Genomic DNA, 19,159 nt, shown 5'->3' with positions numbered 1-19,159 from the left:
TCCGGGGGCTAACCATTTAAACCACTGTCGCACACGACGCGGAGATCGATTCGACCAACTGAGAAAATGTCGAGATTTTGCTAACTTGCGTAGGTTATGTTTCAATGAACCATTTGACATGGATGAAAACCTCTGAGGTATCAACAAGGTTAGAACAACAGATTAAATCAAGATTACGGAAGGCTGAAGTTGTTTGATCGCGTCAGTCCCCTCCCGTGCGTGGTATTAGCACCCCCAATGCTGAATCTATCTTCTCATACAACTCTAATTCTCCTTGACCCTGACAACAGAACAATCAGAAGGCAAAAGGCAACCTCCCCATCTCCCAACCTCCCAACCTCCCAACCTCCCAACCTCCCAACCTCCCAACCTCCCAACCTCCCAACCTCCCAACCTCCCCATCACTATTTGGTAGTCCTAGACGCATTGCGTATTCTGATCACTCTGTACAATAGATCATCAAAATGATTCTGTGGTTTTTTGTGCAGAATATTCTATGCCCCATGATCTTGAAACTTTAGTTGAGCTACGAGGGATTAGCAAGTCCTTTGGAAATAATCTCATTCTCGATAGCATTGACTTGAACATTCATAAAGGACAAGCAATGGCGATTATCGGCCCTTCGGGAACGGGTAAATCCACGATCCTGCGAATTCTTGCCGGACTCCTGATTCCCGACGCGGGTGAGGTTTATATTAACGGTCTAAAACGCAAAGGCTGGGTTGATGATATTCGTGATCCGATTGGGATTGGGATGGTGTTTCAAAATGCCGCTTTATTTGACTCCCTGAACGTTAGGGAAAATGTCGGATTTTCACTCTATCAGCATAGCAAATTGCCGGCTCGCACGATTCAAAAGTTAGTGGATGAAAAGTTGGAAATGGTCGGATTACCCGGAATTGGCGATCGCTTTCCGGCTGAACTTTCGGGGGGAATGCGAAAACGGGTGAGTTTTGCTCGGGCGATTTTACCGAATCCTGAAAATCCTGCTCATAATCCCGAAATTATTCTCTATGACGAACCCACCGCAGGTTTAGATCCGATTGCATCGACGGTGATTGAAGATTTAATTCGTGACCTCCAAAATAATGGAGGAGGATGCAAAACTTATGTGATGGTGACTCACCAAGATAGCACGATTCGACGGACAGCAGATGAAGTGATTTTTCTGTACAAAGGTAAAATTCAATGGTCGGGTGATGTGGAGCAAACCTACAGTACAGATAATGCTATCGTCCGACAGTTTTTTAGTGGGAGTGTAGACGGGCCGATTCAGATTTTAAATTAAGGATTTATTCAGTATTTATGTAACAATTTGCACGGCTTGTACTGTCAAAATATTCTAAAACAATGATGGAAAACAACGAACATTGTTCTTAAACTCCAAGTTTGTCCCAAAATAGCTAAAATCAAAGGACGGATAGAGATCACATTCCAGTCTGAAGACAGTTTGAAAGCCATTATATTAAAAAGGAAAGTATCATGCGATCGCGAGCATTTCGAGAAGGTTCAGTTGGATTGTTAACTTTATTAGGCTTAAGTTTATTTGGAGTGGTGGCTTTTTGGGTGCAAGGTTTACGGCTTGATCAGAGTGGCTATCAACTACGGGTCGAGTTTCCTGATGCGTCTGGAATGCAGCCGGGAACTCCTGTACGTTATCGGGGTGTAAAAGTCGGTCGAGTCACTGATATTAAACCCACTTCTAATTTAGTTGAAGTTCAATTAGAGATTGACTCCTCAGATTTAGTTATTCCTCGCGATGTGATGATTCGCTCTATCCAAAGTGGATTATTGAGTGATAATTTTGTTGATATTATTCCAAAATCACCTCTGTTGGAAGAAATGAAAGAGGTTAATCCTCTCAGTTCAGACTGTCCAGAAACTGTAATTTGTGATGACACGGTTCTCTCGGGAGAAAGTGGAGTTAGCTTGGAACGATTGATGGCTTCCCTCGTCGAATTTAGTGAACTTTATACCAATCCTGAACTGTTTCAAAATATAAATCAAGCCGCAGCTCGCACCGCATTAGCGGCGGATGAAGTCTCCAAAGTCAGCACCAAAATGACGGAGTTAGTTGAAATTGCGCGCACAGAATTGGGAAGTGTTAGTAATTCAGTGGATCAGGGAATTGGATCGTTTTCAACTGAATTAAGTTCGATTTCGGCGACCTTACAAAACTCGACCAATGAAGTGACTCGCGCCACTATTGAATCGGCTAATTCTGTACAACGGGCGGCGAATGAAGTAAGTACCATTAGTAATGAAGTTCAGATTTTAATTGCGAGTAACCGTTCGAGTTTATCGACAACGCTCAATAATATCGAATCTATTACAGGAGAACTGAGTTCTACCGTGGCTAGTCTCAACCCAATCCTCAATCAAATTCAACAAGGACCGTTATTAAATAACTTGGAAGTCTTATCAGCAAATGCAGCAGAAGCTTCCGGAAACTTATTGGATTTATCCAAAGCGGTTAATGATCCAGAAACTTTGATTTTACTCCAACAAACCCTAGACTCCGCTCGAACAACCCTCCAAAATGTTGAAAAATTAACTTCTGATGTTGATGATCTTATTGGTGATCCAAAAGTTCGTGAAAATTTGCGAGAAATTATTAATGGGTTAGGGAATATTCTCGCCTATACTGATCAGTTAGAACAACAAACTAAAGTTGCAAAAACTCTAGCCCCTCTCTCGGAAATTCTCGAATACTCAGAAGCGATCGCCCTCGAACAAAACTTATCAAAGATCGATGAAAAGCAACTTTCCCCTCAATAAAGCTTCACTGACCCAACTTAGTGATCAAGATCACCAAGCCTTCGGGGTTGAGTTCACAAGAATTCCCTGAAGGGTATCACCCCTGTAATTACAAAAGAATGAGACAATTAAAAAGTCGAGTCTATATTTCTTATGTATCAACTCAATCTCCTCCCTGGCGCAATTAATGAAATCATCGCTTCTGTCACCGATCACCACTGTCTAACCCAAGCTGATCGTTATGGACTGATGGCGGCTTTGCTTGATGAGTCTCTCAACGAAGAAGAAAGACGTTCCATTGATAGACTGTTACGTTCTGTGGCACGAGGACGGGTAAAAGTGATCGAAGAGGGTTCTAAACTGGATTAAACTATACTCAATTTTCTGTCTGTTACACTCGACTTTCTCCAAGCAGCTCTGTATTTTTAGAGTTGCTTAATCTGATGTAAAAATCCGGCAGGGTGCCACTTCATACTCGATACTTTTGTCAATTTAAGCTGTAAGTTTAAGCTAGCATTGAGCGATACCAAAATAATAATCTAAGTTTAAATATTATACAATATTTCATCCAAGTTTTCAACTCAAAAATCAAACAATTAACGAAACGATTAAACCCCCCACCAGCCAAATAATACTTGCAATCGCTAGATAAAACAAAATATTTTCAATGATTCCTTTTTTGCTACCGTGACTATGACCGTGATGTTGACCCTGACTTTCTTGACGTTGATTATAATTTAACCAAGCCAGAACCCCTGTAAGTCCCAGAAAAACCAGATTCAGCCAGAAGGTATAATCAATCGCAAAACGCTCACTTTCAGCAGCACTTTGACCGCCTGTTTCTGGAAGTAAATTCAAGATAGAAAAGCCATAATGCAACATCAGAGATGTTCCCACCAAAGCCGCCAAAAATACACCAATAATATAGAGAGCAAGTTTCCAACCATAATATTTAGCATTAATCCGAATCACCGGAAACACCACCAAATCACTAAAAATAAACGCCATCACCCCCGCAAAACTCACCCCATTACTATAAAGAATCGAAGCAAGGGGAATATTTCCCATTGAACCAATAAATGTGAAGAAAGCCGCCACAGGGCCGATAATAGTCTGTTCTAAAATCGCTAAAAAACCCGGAGAAGTGTTTTGACCCGAACCGATAAATAAAGTCTGAAAAAAAGCAGGAGGAACAAATGCCGAAATAATTCCAGCAATGGTAAACCCAAAGGTGACATCTTTCCAGACCATTCCCCATTCCATAAAATATTTATGGGCAACCTGTATCCAGGCTTTTTGGGTTTGAATTTTTTCTTTCCAGTCAGGAACTTCTTTATTTTCGTCTTCATGTCCCTCTTGTTCGTTGAGTCTTCTTCTGGCTTTTTTAATTAACTTTTTCGGACGGGTGAAACGAACAACTTGCCACATTAATAGAATTAAGATAATTCCGCCTAAATATTCCCCGACGACAAACTGCCAACCCAAGAAAATTGCAATAATAAATCCGAGTTCAATCACTAAGTTTGTAGAAGCCAGTAAAAAAGCCAGAGAAGGCACAAACCCCGCTCCTTTTTTAAATAAAGATTTCGTTGTAGCCAGTGCTGCAAAACTACAAGAACTGGAAATAAACCCAAAAAATGTACCTAGAGCAATACTCTTTTTTCCCGCTTCTCCCATCGTCTGCTTCATGCGTTCACGGGTAACAAATACTTGGATTGCACTACTAATAATATAACCGAGAATAAATGCCCATAATGCCTTCCAGAAAAAGCTTAGAGAAGTTAAAACTGCGTCGCTGTAGCTAGTTAAAAATCCACTATTATCCATCAATTGAACTTCAATTCTAGTTGTTGAAGCTAGTTTAAATGAATGCTTGATTGAATACATCTTGCTATCGAGGTAAGCCAAAAGATAGATATTGTTTAGAGTTTACCTTATTTTTATAACGGTATAATATTTAATTCTAAAACTTGAATAGCGGGAACAATAGAAAGGGTATGATGTTCAATCAGAGGGGTTCTTTGTTGATCGATTAAAGCAGCAAAAAGAACTAAAAATAGAGAACCTTGATGAATAAAAATAACTCGTTTAATTTGGGTAATAGAAAGAGAATCTGTGGCTAAACTTAAAGCAATTTCTATTGAATCAGAGGGGGTGAACTTTAGGGGCGCAAAGCTTACGCTCTCTTGTTCATAAACGAGCAGAGTTAAAAATGTAATTAAAGAAAATCTAGCCAAAAAGATTCAAACAAAAAGGATTATATTTTCGTTCATTTTCTATTCTTTATCCGTTAATTGATGATATGGTGTTCCGTCTGGTAAGGTAACATTTTCCATGATATTATTAGACAATTCAGCACGACTCCAACTAGCGCCTTTAAAGTTGGCTCCACTCATATCAATATTAATTAAACGAGCAAATTCTAACTTAGCATTGATTAATTTTGCGTCTACTAAACAGCCTCTTTCTAGGTTACTCATTCTCAAATTTGCACCTCGAATATTTGCCTGTGTAAAATCAGCAAAATTTAGATTCACTTCACTTAAGTCAGTATTCATTAAATTAGCTTTGCGGAAAATAGCGTGCTGAAGTTGAGCTTGTTTAAAGTTTGTGTTTTCACAGTTTGTACTGTCTAGAATCGCATAGTTAAGTTGGGCTTTTCTGAGATTTGCATTACTTAAATTTGCACCCGTTAAATCACTTACAATTGTTACTTTTGAAGTCTTATCTTCATATAAATCTGGATTCAAATTGACTTCTTTGAGATTCGCTCCCGTGAGATTAGCGGCTTGTAGAGAAATTCCTTGTAAATTGGCTTGAGCAAAGTTAGCATTTTTTAGATTGGCGTGATTGAGTAGAGTCTGTTGAGAAGAAAAACACCCCAAATCGGCTGATTTAAAATCCGCATTTTCTAAATTTGCCCGAGTTAAATTACTGCCTTTGAGTATCGCAAAACTTAAATCAGCACCCCGCAAATCACTTCCAGTTAAGTTAGCATTTTGGAGGTTTGCTTTTTTTAAATTAGCATTTCTTAAATTCGCGTTAACAAGATTTGCTTCTTGAAGGTTTGCTTCTTCTAAATCAGCTCCAGATAAATTGACTTCAGAGAGATCTGCTTGTTGTAAGTTTGCTTTTGAAAGATTACTATTTTTACCAATTTTTGTGTTTAAAAGTCGAGAAATTGGATCTAGAAGTTTGAGCGTTTTATTTTCTGAGTTCTGTGGTTTTGGGTTGAATGAAGGCGGAGGATTAGTTTCAGAAAAACAAATATTCATGATGCACACCTGTAGTAGAATCTAAAAAACCCTAATCATACGATCTAAAATCTTTCATCTCTCATGTAACAACACCTAGAGGTAAAATTCAAAATGAATTGAACACTTTCTGGTTGTCTGCTGGCTTTATTGTTCGGGGTTAAACCCAAAAGGAGGTAAAGTTTCTTGAATTTCAGAACCGAGACTCACGGTAACAATAAATTTTTCATCTAAGCTTCCAATAACCGCAGTAAAAATATAAGAATAATCATCATCGGGATTTAATCCTTTTTCAACTAAAATGCTAGTCGCATCACTCACTCTTAACTGAATTTGATGGGGTAAACTCGTCTGAGAAGGCGTTCCCAAAATCAGTAAAAGTTTCCATTCTCGAACGGTATCTGACTCTAATTCCCAAGTTAAAGCATACAAACGTAAAGTGGTTTCTGCTAGTTGTAAATCTCGATAACCTCCTTTGGCTTGAGTCGGAATTTCTTCTCCTTTTTTGTTCAGTTCTCCTACAATTGCTTCAAATTCCTCTGAAGCCCATCTCAAACTTCTCATCCCTGTCGCTGTTGAGAATTCTGGAATCAAAACCCAGGAAAATTCTGTTGCTAAAGTGTCAAGTTCATCTTGTAACCAACGCCCTAAATTAATGGCGGGTTTGCTTAAAAGTGTGAGAAGATCACCGAGGTAATTTGTTTGAGTTTTAATCAACTCTGATTGGCTTATTTCAGGTTCTAAATCAGTTTTATTTTGCACCTGATAAACCCATCGTAACAGTTCAGGATTTGTGAGTATTGCTATTCCTTGTTCCCAGTTTAATAGATTCCACAGTTGGGGAGTTGACTGTGAGTTTTGAGTCGAAAGTTGAGGTAAAATCGTCTGTAGTTGTGCTTGTTTAGTAGAGAGTAAAGTTTGACGAGCGGGAATTTCAGGTAAAGAAATTGCTGTGGTTTCTAAACAACGAAAATATAGAATTAACTGATCTATTTCGGATTCAAACCATTGTATAGGAACTTGATAAGTCCAATCTAAATCCGGTTCTAAATTTGCATTAGTTTTTGCAGCAATCAGGTTTTGATAGGAAATAAAACTAGAGACAACAACGGTTTCAAGTTCTTCTTGAACTTCCACTAAAACATACAATTGAGCCGCATATTCTGGTAAGTCTAATACAGCTTGAGGAATGCTAACGATTTCATCAGATAAACTCCCAACCGTAACAAGACAAACTTTAAATTGATTAACATATAAATTACAAACCGCTTCAATCGTATTCGCCACTTCTGGATGAAAAATCGAGCAGTTTTCTCGGTTCACGATGAAATCATCGCCTCGTTCTTCTAACCAGCTTTCAAAACCAAATAAAGCTAAAGCGTTTAAATAAGTATACCATTTTCGAGATTCATCCTGAAGGGGATAACTGAGTTCTATTGCTTGATTAATCTGTTCATCCAATAAAGCAATCGATGAAGTTGAGAAAGATTCAAAGCCCAGTGACATTTCCGTAAGTAAGGATGAGTTATTCATTATGATTTCTCCTAATTATTTTAGTTAAGGATGAGTCAGGTTTGATGCAAGATTCTATTGTAGTACATTTAGATAGCATAGAGATTAAAGATAAATTTGTTTAACAGTTAAACTGACAATCTATCTGCTCACAAAGTCGTTGAGAAAATAAACTTTTAGTTGAACTTTCTTGAGAGTTGTGAGATTCTGATTCGGCTTCTTGAATCAACTTATCAATTTCTTCATTAAGAGCTTCATCTAGTTCGTGATCGAGAGTTTGCAGACGGTGAACATCAGTATAACTTTTAGCAAAATCAAGAATACGATCACGCAATTGAATCAATAGTTTTTGTCGGACATCTGCTCTAAATTCCTTTAAGTTTAACAAACGAGTCACTTGATATTGTGCTTTCAGTCCGAGTTTTTTAGCAATTTCTCCCATTGATTCTTCCCGACAATGAAATAGACTTAATGCTTTTAAAAACTGTTCTGACTTTTCCTGATTGCGACGTTTTAATTGACTCAACCGTTGCTCTACAACCTCTAACAAACTCCGATCTAAACAAGACATAAAATGCTGACGGTACTGCTCTAAAAACTCTGTTTGAGTATTATGGTTGTCTTCTGTGGGTTCAGGAGCCGTTAATTGTTCTAAGCCTTCTGAGGAAGAAGCATCTAAAGATTGAGTGGGAAACTGTCCGCCTCGACTATAAATCCGATAATCTCTTAATTGATTAGCAATTTCTTGGAGATTTTGAGCAATCATCTTAGTCGGAATTGAGAGATCAAATTGAGTTTTTAAAATATCAGCCATTTGTTCATATTGTTCAGGAGTTGGAGGTTGACATCGCCTTTTAAATCCGCTACTCCGTTGCTGAAGTCGTTGACTGCGATAGACATTGTGATAACTGAATAAAATTTGGCTACTGCGTTGAACTTCTAGAGGAGTGAGTTGATAAACTTCAGTTAAAATTCGCTCTAGTTGTTTAGGTCGAGTATCATTCAAAATTGCCCAATTACTCACCATATAAATTCCCCGTTCGAGCAGAAATGCGTTCAGTTCAGGATGGTATCTAACTCGGCGATTTGTCCAGGTGGCTAAACTGCTTTTTTCGGGGTCAAAACTCTCTAGAATTTGTCTAGCTAAAGACTGATAAGAGTTATTTTTCGGGTTGATTTCTCCCGATTCATCCAGAACTAAAGGAAATAAATCTTGACGACTAAAACCATGTTCTGTCCCAAATTTAGCTTCTAAGTATAAGCAGGTTTGTTCAATTTCCCAAGAAATAAAACACAAAAGACACAGTTGAGCATCAGTTGAACTTAAATGAGGATCAGGAAGCGTTTTTGGTTCTCGATACCATTGAGTCAATTTTTGCTGAATGGCTACATCTGAGACTTCTGTACGAGTCGCCCACTCGGTTAGTGCTAACTGAAAAAATGCCTGAGCTGACGGAATTTCAGAGATTTTCCGCTGTCCTGAACTTGTGAGTTTAACCAATTTCCAGTATTTTGACGCAGTACCCATTGAGATTTAAGTTTGAGTTGGCGATAGTGAACGAGAACAGACTTTGAGGATTTAATTCATTATTTCACCTTCTAGAGAGATTTGTGAGTCTTGAACTCGGGGTGGTTTTCCCCTTCACAAATACTTATTTCTGGAGGTTCTGAGCCTATGCACTCTGCGTCTGAGTTTAACAAGCTGATCAGATTCACGCAATCAAAACAGAGTGATTGGCGGTTTCTGTCAAAATTTGCTCAACTTCCGCAACCGTTAAATTGGGGTTCGCACTCAACATCAACGCCGCAACACCCGCCACATGAGGCGCCGCCATCGACGTTCCCTCGAAATACTCATAATTGTTGTTGGGTGTCGTGGAATAAATACTAACACCAGGCGCAACCACATAATCTAAGGGCGTAAACCCAGCATCATTGGAGAAATCGGCCACCCAGTCATAAGAGTTAGAAGCGCCGACAGCAATTCCCCAGTCTGTGGCGTACTGAGCCGGATAGGTCGGTGAAAACCCATAGTTATTTCCAGCCGATGATACCACCACCACTCCATTCTCCGTCGCAAACTGAACAGCTTCTTGGAGCAGAGTCAGGTCATAGTAGAAGCTACTATAACTATCAAAACCCAGACTCATATTAATAACATCTGCACCATTATTAACGGCATAGTAAATCCCGGAAGCAAGACTATCGACATCGCCAAGATAATCAGTAATCACTTGCACAGGCATAATTTGAGCGTTGGGAGCCACTCCAGTCACCCCAAATTCATTCGCTTCTGCGGCGACAATTCCGGCAACATGGGTTCCGTGACCATAATAATCCATCGGATCAGCATCGTTATAAATAAAATCCCAACCCCTCACATCGTCTCGATAACCGTTTCCATCGTCATCAATGCCATTACCCGGAATTTCATCAATATTTTGCCAAATTCTACCATCGAGATCGGGGTGAGTGTAGTCAACTCCGGTATCGAGTACCGCGACAACCACGCCTTCGCCTGTAAAACCCTGACTCCAAACTTCGGGAATATGAATTGTATTGAGTCCCCAGTTGGGATGATAAGTATCGGGAACATCCGCAAAGGGAACCGGAGAACCAATAGCACGACTAACCGCAGCAGAAGCATTAATTAAACCGTACCCCTCAATCGGATCAAAATCAGAAACAGGATTAACCAAAGAGGTCTGAGTTGTTGAAACCGTTAGAGTGTAGGGTGTCTCCCCACTGTATTGTTCAACGTTCACAAAGTAGGTTCCCGCAGGTAAGTCTGCTGAAATATTGTCAGAAAAGGTTCCCCATTGATAGGAATAATCAATCACTTCACTGTAGTCAGCAAAACCATCACCGTTGTTATCGGCGATCAATTCTAAATCGGCATCTGCTGTTAAACCATCTAGGGATAAATTGAGATTGCTAGCACTATTAAGCTGAATGCGATAATAGTCGTTTAAATCATCGATTCCGACAGAATCATTAATCGTTTGAGTCCCTTCTATTGGGCCTAAATCTTGAGCTGTAGCGAGAGTATCATCAACGACTGGAAGCAAAAAGGTATTGGTGAGGCTATCTCCAGTCAGGGGATCGGTTGCGAGAAGATTTGAGTTATTGTCTGGGTTATAATCAGAAGTCTCAGCAATAATCGTCGGTTCTAGAACAGATAAGTCTGGAACGGTGGGAGCGAAGGGATCAGAATATCCAGTCCATGGGGTACTATCGAGGGTTTCTACACCCAATATCTCCGGGAGATGCAATCCTGCAAAGTCTGGTTGTGTGTCCAACATAGAGATCAGAGTTTGAAAAAGGCGTCTAAATCTACCTCAACCTATCTCTGAGTCCAGCTAACTTATGCAATCTTTCTATCTCCTCAGTGAAAACTTCTAGAGTGCGTCGGAAGTGCAGGTTCCCATCTCGATTGAAAATATTGGCGATAGAGTTCACAGCTTATTCTTGCTTGATTATCCTCTAGATGAATTAGCCCGATACTCTTGAGTTTAAAGGCTTCGACTTGATTAAGGGAGATAGGCGTTTGAGACATTAGAATTTTTTTAAAGGAGATTGCTAACTCGGGATATTGTTGGAAATACCAAGCTTGATTGTGGAGGTGATGGCTATAAATTCCGCTATCACGGGTTGCAGTTTTGAGGAGTTGTTTTAGATCAATTTGTTGAGATACACTTTGATAAAGAGCTAATCTCACCAGATAAGGAAATCCCCCGACTAGGTTCATTAATTGCGATAACTCCGAAGCAGAAAGATACAGTCCATGACGTTGTGCTAAATCAAAGACTTGTTCAGAGGTAAAAGGGGGTAACTCAACCGAGTAACCAATATTAAAGGGGGATTTGTTAATATCGAGCGGAATATAAACTTCCGTTGAGTTGACCAAAATTAAGCGAAGTTTTAGCCACTCACTAATGTCTCGGGTTTCTTCATGCCAAGATCGCAACAGAACCAGGATATCTCGCACCAGAGATGGATATTCAAAAAGCTGATTGACTTCATCAAGAGCCAATAGAATAGGACGGTCAATTTGTTTAAGTAAATACCCCTGAAAATAGAGGGTACAACTGACTAAAGCCCCCTGATCTTCATCCCAATATTCATCGAGTTGGGGATCTAATCCGAGTTGTCGGGCGGTATTGGCGCACAACCAGCGAAGAAATTTTTCGGTTGAGGATAAAACTTTGCTTTCTGCACGGTTAAGGCTAATTTTTATGGTTTTAAATCCCTGGTTTTCTGCAAAAGCCAGCACTCTCACCATCAGCGAGGTTTTACCCATTTTTCGCGGTGCTTTGATGCGAATCAGGGAGCGAGGTTTTTGAATTTCTTGATAACAAATAGACTCTATTGGCGATCGCTCAATATAAAATTCAGAGGCGAGCGGGACTTGTCCTTCCGGGAATTCTAGACTGACTCGATCCGAGATTTTATTGAAGTTTTTGTCCAGAAAAGCAACTGCATGAATTAATTTTTTTTCGAGGAGAGAACGACAGTTGATTTTGCTGACTTTTTCACCCAGGAGATCTGAGAGGAGATTCCATAACTTCGGAGCGGCTCCATTTTTGAGGTAACTTGGAGAGTAGCCATTTTCAAGGGCGATTTGGTCATAAGTCTTCCTAGTATCCTGCAACGATTCAGCCAGGATCATTTTATGAATATAGCTCAAAGGGTTTCCTGTCCGAACGCTCACTAGAGTATCGGTCAGCTCTACAAGTTTTTTAACACCCATTACCGATTGTTCGCTCTATAATGTGCCTCTCAATCCAGTATAGTCGCATCTCATATGGATTTTAGTTTTTGTATCTTATGATCTGAGAATAGTTTTCACTTTTTAGGTGATCATTGCTGTAACATTTCTCGATTAAACTTGATTAAGAAGGTGATTGAGTCATTTCACTAAAAATAAAGCATTTATAGAGTATTAACAAATACCTTGAAGAAAGCTGGATGTAGGGTGCTGAAGGTTCTGTTAAATCTGATCAAGCAGTGATGTTGGGTTGGCAAGCTGAGGATATTTTAGAAATGGAACTGGCAGCGTGAATATTTCAACATCAGCCAGTTCACCTCAACAAAACCAGTCACAGTACCAATATGGCAAGCTCAAGACTGCTTCGCCAATACATAAAGTTAGTCTTTCTGTCGATGCGATCATCCCGAGTTTTCAACTCTACTGATAAGTTTGCTTGAATAAGCTGTTTTTATTCATCTAGGAGTGAGATTTATGCACAAAATATCAATTTTGTCAATCCATAAAGTTAGTTAATTTAAGCGTCAAAGTTAACATAAAGCTAAATTTGTATCGAATTTGATAGTGCGGGGAAAGAACAAATTGTACATTACAGATAAATGCCAGGAGTATGAATTATGGCTAATGTTATTTTCTATGAAAAACCCGGATGTAAAAATAACACGAAGCAAAAAGCCTTACTACAGTCAGCCGGTCACAACTTGGATGCTCGTAACCTCTTAACTGAATCTTGGACACCCCAAAAACTACGTCCTTTCTTCGGTGATTTACCCGTAACAGACTGGTTTAATAGCAGCGCACCTCGGATTAAATCTGGCGAAGTTGATCCCAGTCAACTCAATGAAGAAACCGCCTTAAATTTAATGATAGCTGATCCTTTGTTGATTCGTCGTCCTTTAATTTTAGTGGAAGAAATTTATCGAGTCGGCTTTGATCCTGATGTGATCGAAAGTTGGATTGGTTTAAATTCCACAACTCCTATTTCCGAAGACTTAGAAACTTGTCCTCGTTCCCACGCGGAAACTCCTTGTAAAACAGCCACTCATTCAACTTGAATTGAGTACAATTTCTAGGGGCGCGTTTAGTTTGCGCCCTAAATTTTGAGAATTCAGATTAAGACTTCGCTGCATAATAAAATGCTATTTCTTTGGGTTTTAGCCCTTCAAACCCCGCTTCAGTCAGCATTTGATTGAGTTTTTCTTCAGAGATGTGTTTTGCACCGATTCGCACAATCCGCGATCGCATTGTATTCGATACTCCACTCCGCTGACGTCCAGCTTCTAACCCCATGACTTGATTGTAGAGATTCAATTTGTCTTGAGGAATAGGAGTTCCATCTAAATCAATTCCCTGGGCGATCGCTCGATCTACTGCATCTGCACCTTGGGTACTTTGAGCGTCTGATGTCATGTTTGAATCCGAATTTTACCACAATTATTCTATCAGATCCGTTGCTCTGAAGTCATAACCCGAATAATTAAAAGCCCACCCCCAGGGGCGAGCCGAGTGTAATATTATGCTCGGTATTGCTAAGTTACTCATAGGGTAGCAGTTGAGTCGGTTGATTGTCCGTATAGACCTATACTTGTCTAGATTTTTTTTAAACTCCAATTCAAAATTCTGAAAGAAATCTCAGTTTATTTCAGGTTTAGTCTGTTCTCATAATCTTCTCTTAAAGTAATAATTGAACAGCACAAGAGAGAGTTTATCCTTGAGAAAACGATGAAACAGTGATTGAGTTTAGTCGCACAGGCTGCAATCGGTATCAGTCTGTTTCCGAGCTAACCTGCAAATGCTCAATCTCCCCAAATTAGTGTAGTGAATGATATTATTTGTCGATTTAAGTATAAGTTCGCTAATCAAGATTGGATGGTTGGTGATACCAGTGGAATAACCCCTTTGGATGCTAAAAATACACGAGACAAAATCATTGAGAGTATCTAAAGTCAAGCTGAGTCAACGGGAGCAGAGTTAGAAATTGTTCATTTAAGGTGTCGTGATTCTTGGGGTCAAAATTAGTTGATTAAGAATGGTTTTTGATAAATTTTATACCGTTTTTTGTTTAAATTAGGGTATTTAAAGATAAGTTTACTCAATTTTGTAAGCTGATCGGGTCTCTTTTGTATTCAATTAAACTTAAAAAAAATTAACTTTAGGTTTTTTTTGTAGAGTTTTATCAAATTTAATTTATACAAAAAATAAACACTGTTAACTGAAATTTAATTTTTCAATAAATCAAGATAAAAATGTTTAAAAAAATATTAGATTATGCTAAGGTTAACTTAAGATTAATAAAAGTTGATTGCTCTGTGATCAGCTAATCCTTTGAGAGAGAACACCATGAACAAGTTAATCAGTTGTATTGCATTGGTTTTTGTGGGATTAAACCTGAGTTTACCCGCCCAAGCCATTCGAGTCACAGAACAAGATATTGTCTGTTATTTCAAGTACAAAATCGGCGATCAAGCTTGGGTACTCGATAGTACAGGTGCAACCACTCGTGCTGGCGCTAGACGCTTTAGAGAACAAGTTCTTCAAAGACAGCAACGTTTAGCAGAAGATGGCGGAGAAGAACTACAAGTCGCTTATACAGGCTGTCGAGATCCCTATGGTCACAACTAATCAAACCCCTAAGTAGGGGATAAAATGTCATTCTTTGGGAAGTGAAGACTCTCTTGTAGATCCTTCATTTCACTTAGGGTGACAATTATTGATATCTATCTATTCGCAAAAAAATCAACTCAAATTTAGCGATCGCTTAACAAATGTCCCTCAACAGATTACAATTAGAACAGAGAAAAAATAATATTTGTTAGTCTCCAACTCCGCCGATGAAACTTTCGCAGAAACAACTCAATACATTGTCAGTGTGTCCGCGTCGGTTTCAACAGACTTATTTAGATCAACTGATTTCTCCGCCTTCCCCCGATCAAGAAGAACGAATCATTTGGGGAAATCGCTTTCACCTGTTAATGCAGCAGCGAGAATTAGGCTTACCTCTCGATCAATTAATTGCGGCGAATCCTCAACTCGGACAAGACCTAACCGCCTTAATTCAAGCAGCACCTGATCTGTTTAATTCTGATTCCAATTCTCTCGACCTAACCTTTCGAGAAGCCGAACATCAACGCACTCTAAACTTTCGAGGTCATCTTCTCCTGGGCATTTATGATCTATTAATCGCCGATCAAAAAAAGGCTCAAATTATCGACTGGAAAACCTATCCTCGTCCTCAAAATTCTGATCATCTGATCAAAAATTGGCAAACTCGCCTTTATCTTTATTTGTTAATCGAAACCAGTGATTACTTACCCGAAAACGTTTCGATGACCTATTGGTTTGTGCGGGGGAATAAAAACTCTGGCCCACAATGTTTAACCCTTTCCTACGACAGCCAAAAACATCAACAAACCCAACAGGATCTCACCCAACTGATCACCCAACTCGACGATTATCTCCAACGCTACGAACAAGGAGAACCCTTTCCAAAAGTCGCAATCTCCAGCGAATCTTGTCAATCTTGCTCATTTGCCCTTCGTTGTCAACGCATTCAGGAAACGGAGGATAACTTTGGGGAATCTCAGAAATTCAACGTGAACAAACTGCCAAATTTCGCTAAAATTGAAGAAATCCCCATCTAAATGTGAAATTGCTTTTTTCTTTCCCCATTTTAAATTAAATTAAAACATCATTCCAATGTGGCAAATTCAGCCGACTGTTGAGATTCCCGACTGGATGGTTCCTGCACTTCGTCGCTATATCCCCGAGATAGACGGACGTTTTGCCGCTCAATTACTTATGTCTCGGGGAATTCAAACCCCGGAACAATTGGCGGTTTTTCTCGATCTCAACCAGTATAAACCCAGTAGTCCATTTGAGTTTGGATCGGAGATCAAATGGGCGGTGAATCGATTAGTGATTGCCCGAAACTGCGATGAAGCGATCGCGATTTGGGGAGATTTTGACGCCGATGGAATTACCGCCACCGCCGTATTATGGGAAGGTTTGGGTCAGTTTTTTAACCAAGCGGGAAGGCTTGCAGAACCAACAGACGACGCCTCGGCCTGTTTATCTTACTACATTCCCAATCGTTTAACGGAGTCTCACGGCCTCAATATTGCCGGAATTGAAGGATTAGCCCAACAAGGCGTGCGGGTGATTGTTACTTGCGACACGGGTAGTACCAATATTACTGAAATTGAATACGCCAAACAGTTAGGAATTGATGTGATTGTTACGGATCATCATACCTTACCGCCTGAACGTCCGCCTGTGGTTGCGATTATTAATCCTCGCAATTTATCCCCCCAGCATCCGATGTATCATTTATCTGGGGTTGCTGTTGCTTATAAACTTGTAGAAGCCCTCTATCAAACCTTACCTGATATTCCCGAACAACCCTTAGAAAATCTGTTAGATTTGGTGGCAATTGGGTTAATTGCTGATTTAGTTCAACTCACTGGAGATTGTCGTTATCTCGCCCAATGTGGGATTGAAAAACTCAAACAACAACAACAAAATCCGACTCGTCCAGGGGTGGGAAAATTATTGAGTTTGTGTAAACGAACTGGAGATCGTCCGACTGATATTTCCTTTGGTTTAGGCCCTCGAATTAATGCTGTAAGTCGCATTCATGGAGACGCCCGTTTTTGTGTCGAACTTCTCACCAGCCGAGATGAAAAACGCTGTCATAAGTTGGCTTTAGAAACTGAACTCGCCAATACTCGTCGCAAGTCACTTCAGCGAGAAGTTAGCCGAGATGTGATCAAAAAACTTGCCCAACTCGACCTATCAACTACTTGTGTAATTGTGTTGAGTGATCCCCAATGGCCGACTGGAGTTTTAGGGTTAGTTGCAGGTCAAGTTGCCCAAGAATACGGACGACCCACAATTTTATTAAGTACCGATATTGGGGGCAATTTATCAACAGAAGATTTCCCAAAAGAAGGGTTAAAAATAGAAGAAAATCCTCAACTTTTAGCAAGAGGTTCGGCAAGATCTGTTAATCAAATTGATTTGTATGAATTAGTCAAAGGTCAAGCCCATTTATTACATCGTTTTGGAGGTCATCCTTTTGCAGCGGGTTTAAGTTTACCTGTTGAAAATATTCCGATGTTTACAGAGGCAATTAACCGTCAACTGCGCGAACAAATTGAACAGATTCCCGGTGGCGGATTAGAACCGATTGTACAAGTGGATTTGGTTTGTACCGTTGCGGAATTAGGACGAGATTTGTTTCAGGAGTTGAAATTATTAGAACCTTGTGGAATGGGAAATCCTGTTCCTCATATTTTAATCCAAAATTGTTGGTTTAGCAATCCCTGGAATCAAAATGAAAAAGATATTAAAGGTCAGAAAGTTTCTTATATTAAAACCACATTTGAACTCTGGGATGAATCTGTAACAGAGGGGTTTCCGGGGGTTTGGTGGGGTCATTATAAAGATGAAGTTCCAGAAAATCGGTGTGATCTGGTGGTGGAACTTGATTTTAATACGTTTAAAAAACGTTATGAAGTGCGATTGTTAGAGGTTCGTCTTGTTGAAAATACTCCTTCAAACCCAATTTATCCTCAAACCGATTGTATAATTGACTGGCGAAATCGTCAGCCCAATACTTCTGAAAAAGATATTTTAAATGAAGGGATAAAGCCTTTGATGATTAAAGATTGTCCGACGAGTTGGGAGGAGTTGCGAATCTGGTTTCGACGTTTAGTTTATCCTCAAAATCGGTTAATTTTGGCTTATCAACTTCAACCGGAGATTTCATCGAGGGAAATTTGGGAAAGACTGATTGGAATTGCCAAATATTTAAGTCGAACTGAAAAATCAGTGAGTCGTAAAAAGTTACAGCAAACCTTAACCATTGGAGATTCAGCCTTAAGATTGGGATTTGAGATTTTAAAACAACTAGGATTTCAAATAGAACACCGTGAGCGTGAATTTTATATGCGTAAAATAGAAAATCAAGCAACAACTGAAGCTGAAAATTCCTTAGTCGAAAAGTTTTTAGCCGCGATTCAAGAAGAACAATTTCGTCGCCAATATTTCTGTGAAGTTCCTCTATCAACCCTGCAAGCAATCGCCCATCAAACTCTAACTCATGTCTCTTATTCAGCTTCAGAGTTAGAATTTTAAGACAGGGCTACAGAAGCTTTTAAAGCCAAATGGGGTAATAATTGTTCTAGGTCTAGATTCGTCGCGACTTGAGCGAGTTGGTTAACATCATGGGGATTTTCAAGATAAGGTATAATTCCTAAAATGGGAATTTGAGTTAACGATTCAATTAAATGAGTTGGACTCCAATTGTCAATTTCTTGTTGATTACAAGGCTGTACACAATTTAGAATAATTCCTCTGAGATTAACTCCCATACGACGCGCCAAAGCCACATTAGAAACTGCTTGGGTGATCGCCCCTAACCGGATAGGAACCACTAAAACCGTCGGTAAACGCCAATCTCGGGCTAAATCTGCGACAATTAATTCATGGGTAATTGGAGAACCTAAACCGCCCACGGCTTCAACTAAAATAAAATCTCGCTGTTGTTGGAGATTACAAAAAGCCGCCCAAATCTTTTCGATTTCGACTCGACGTCCTTCTTGTTCGGCTGCAATGGGAGGGGCTAAAGGGGCTTCAAAATAAAGGGGTGTAATTTCTTCGGGTGACTGTTCGAGTGCAAAAAGTTGACTATACAATTCGCGATCGCCAACACCCGACTGTAAGGGCTTCATTACCCCTAAACTCTGAGAAGAACAATACTTTTTCCAATAAGCAATTAAAGCGGTTGTTAATACAGTTTTACCAGCTTCTGTATCGGTTCCAGAAATCAGAAGTGAATTCATCATAATCATTGCTCACCAGACGTAAT

Annotated in this window: 17 protein-coding genes; 8 read left to right on the top strand and 9 right to left on the bottom strand. The window is 39.7% G+C overall.

Translation table 11 applies throughout. From position 1 onward, the window contains the following. The first annotated feature begins 496 nt into the window (after positions 1-496). The 3 genes from L8106_RS26090 (at position 497) to L8106_RS26080 (ending at position 3,126) form a co-directional block, all read left to right on the top strand. The gene (locus L8106_RS26090) at positions 497-1,288 is read left to right on the top strand and encodes an ABC transporter ATP-binding protein (RefSeq protein ID WP_009787532.1); all 792 of its coding nucleotides are present in this window, start codon (positions 497-499) and stop codon (positions 1,286-1,288) included. Positions 1,289-1,482: 194 nt separating this feature from the next. Further along, the gene (locus L8106_RS26085) at positions 1,483-2,778 is read left to right on the top strand and encodes an MlaD family protein (protein WP_009787531.1); all 1,296 of its coding nucleotides are present in this window, start codon (positions 1,483-1,485) and stop codon (positions 2,776-2,778) included. Positions 2,779-2,910: 132 nt separating this feature from the next. Next, on the top strand, positions 2,911-3,126 hold the full coding sequence (locus tag L8106_RS26080) for a hypothetical protein (RefSeq protein ID WP_009787530.1): 216 nt from the start codon (positions 2,911-2,913) through the stop codon (positions 3,124-3,126). Positions 3,127-3,345: 219 nt separating this feature from the next. Here the strand turns inward: L8106_RS26080 and L8106_RS26075 are convergent, their stop codons facing one another. The 7 genes from L8106_RS26075 to L8106_RS26045 form a co-directional block, all read right to left on the bottom strand. After that, positions 3,346-4,584, bottom strand: a complete 1,239-nt coding sequence (locus L8106_RS26075; protein WP_039897301.1) for a permease — start codon at positions 4,582-4,584, stop codon at positions 3,346-3,348. 113 nt (positions 4,585-4,697) lie between these two features. Continuing rightward, positions 4,698-4,994, bottom strand: a complete 297-nt coding sequence (locus L8106_RS26070; RefSeq protein ID WP_009787528.1) for a hypothetical protein — start codon at positions 4,992-4,994, stop codon at positions 4,698-4,700. A 39-nt stretch (positions 4,995-5,033) separates the two neighbouring features. Next, positions 5,034-6,032 carry a pentapeptide repeat-containing protein gene (locus L8106_RS26065; RefSeq protein WP_009787527.1) on the bottom strand — a complete coding sequence of 333 codons (999 nt, stop codon included), beginning with the start codon at positions 6,030-6,032 and terminating at the stop codon, positions 5,034-5,036. Positions 6,033-6,158: 126 nt separating this feature from the next. After that, a complete protein-coding gene (locus tag L8106_RS26060) occupies positions 6,159-7,544 on the bottom strand; it encodes a DUF1822 family protein (RefSeq protein ID WP_009787526.1) in 1,386 nt (461 codons plus the stop codon). 100 nt (positions 7,545-7,644) lie between these two features. Further along, positions 7,645-9,051 carry a hypothetical protein gene (locus tag L8106_RS26055; protein ID WP_009787525.1) on the bottom strand — a complete coding sequence of 469 codons (1,407 nt, stop codon included), beginning with the start codon at positions 9,049-9,051 and terminating at the stop codon, positions 7,645-7,647. Positions 9,052-9,235: 184 nt separating this feature from the next. Continuing rightward, positions 9,236-10,825, bottom strand: coding sequence for a S8 family serine peptidase (locus L8106_RS26050; RefSeq protein WP_009787524.1), 1,590 nt, complete (start codon positions 10,823-10,825; stop codon positions 9,236-9,238). Positions 10,826-10,908: 83 nt separating this feature from the next. Beyond that, complete coding sequence (locus L8106_RS26045; protein ID WP_232228577.1) at positions 10,909-12,210, bottom strand: AAA-like domain-containing protein; 1,302 nt, start codon at positions 12,208-12,210, stop codon at positions 10,909-10,911. A 370-nt stretch (positions 12,211-12,580) separates the two neighbouring features. Here L8106_RS26045 and L8106_RS32650 point away from each other — a divergent pair, with 370 nt between their 5' ends. Both L8106_RS32650 and L8106_RS26040 read left to right on the top strand, forming a co-directional pair. Beyond that, positions 12,581-12,718, top strand: coding sequence for a hypothetical protein (locus tag L8106_RS32650; protein ID WP_156803833.1), 138 nt, complete (start codon positions 12,581-12,583; stop codon positions 12,716-12,718). A gap of 190 nt (positions 12,719-12,908) precedes the next feature. Next, a complete protein-coding gene (locus tag L8106_RS26040) occupies positions 12,909-13,346 on the top strand; it encodes an ArsC/Spx/MgsR family protein (protein WP_009787522.1) in 438 nt (145 codons plus the stop codon). Between the two features lie 58 nt (positions 13,347-13,404). Here the strand turns inward: L8106_RS26040 and L8106_RS26035 are convergent, their stop codons facing one another. Beyond that, the gene (locus L8106_RS26035) at positions 13,405-13,701 is read right to left on the bottom strand and encodes a DUF4090 family protein (protein ID WP_009787521.1); all 297 of its coding nucleotides are present in this window, start codon (positions 13,699-13,701) and stop codon (positions 13,405-13,407) included. A 930-nt stretch (positions 13,702-14,631) separates the two neighbouring features. On the opposite strand from L8106_RS26035, the gene L8106_RS26030 reads away from it, so the two are divergent. From L8106_RS26030 to recJ, 3 genes are all read left to right on the top strand, one after another. Continuing rightward, positions 14,632-14,913, top strand: coding sequence for a hypothetical protein (locus tag L8106_RS26030; protein ID WP_009787520.1), 282 nt, complete (start codon positions 14,632-14,634; stop codon positions 14,911-14,913). A gap of 209 nt (positions 14,914-15,122) precedes the next feature. After that, entirely contained in the window at positions 15,123-15,932 is an 810-nt protein-coding gene (locus L8106_RS26025) for a PD-(D/E)XK nuclease family protein (protein ID WP_009787519.1), read from the top strand. A gap of 55 nt (positions 15,933-15,987) precedes the next feature. Next, positions 15,988-18,426 (top strand): single-stranded-DNA-specific exonuclease RecJ, encoded by a 2,439-nt coding sequence (gene recJ, locus L8106_RS26020; protein ID WP_009787518.1) that lies wholly within the window; start codon positions 15,988-15,990, stop codon positions 18,424-18,426. On the opposite strand, the gene bioD is transcribed toward recJ, so the two are convergent. Beyond that, positions 18,423-19,136, bottom strand: coding sequence for a dethiobiotin synthase (gene bioD / locus L8106_RS26015; protein WP_009787517.1), 714 nt, complete (start codon positions 19,134-19,136; stop codon positions 18,423-18,425). The genes recJ and bioD overlap by 4 nt on opposite strands. Between the last annotated feature and the right edge of the window lie 23 nt (positions 19,137-19,159).

Origin of the sequence: Lyngbya sp. PCC 8106 (assembly GCF_000169095.1) — a bacterium.
Classification (GTDB): Bacteria; Cyanobacteriota; Cyanobacteriia; order Cyanobacteriales; family Microcoleaceae; genus Capilliphycus.
Note: the sequence above shows the minus strand (reverse complement) of the source record. Positions and strands in the feature narration are given on the sequence as shown.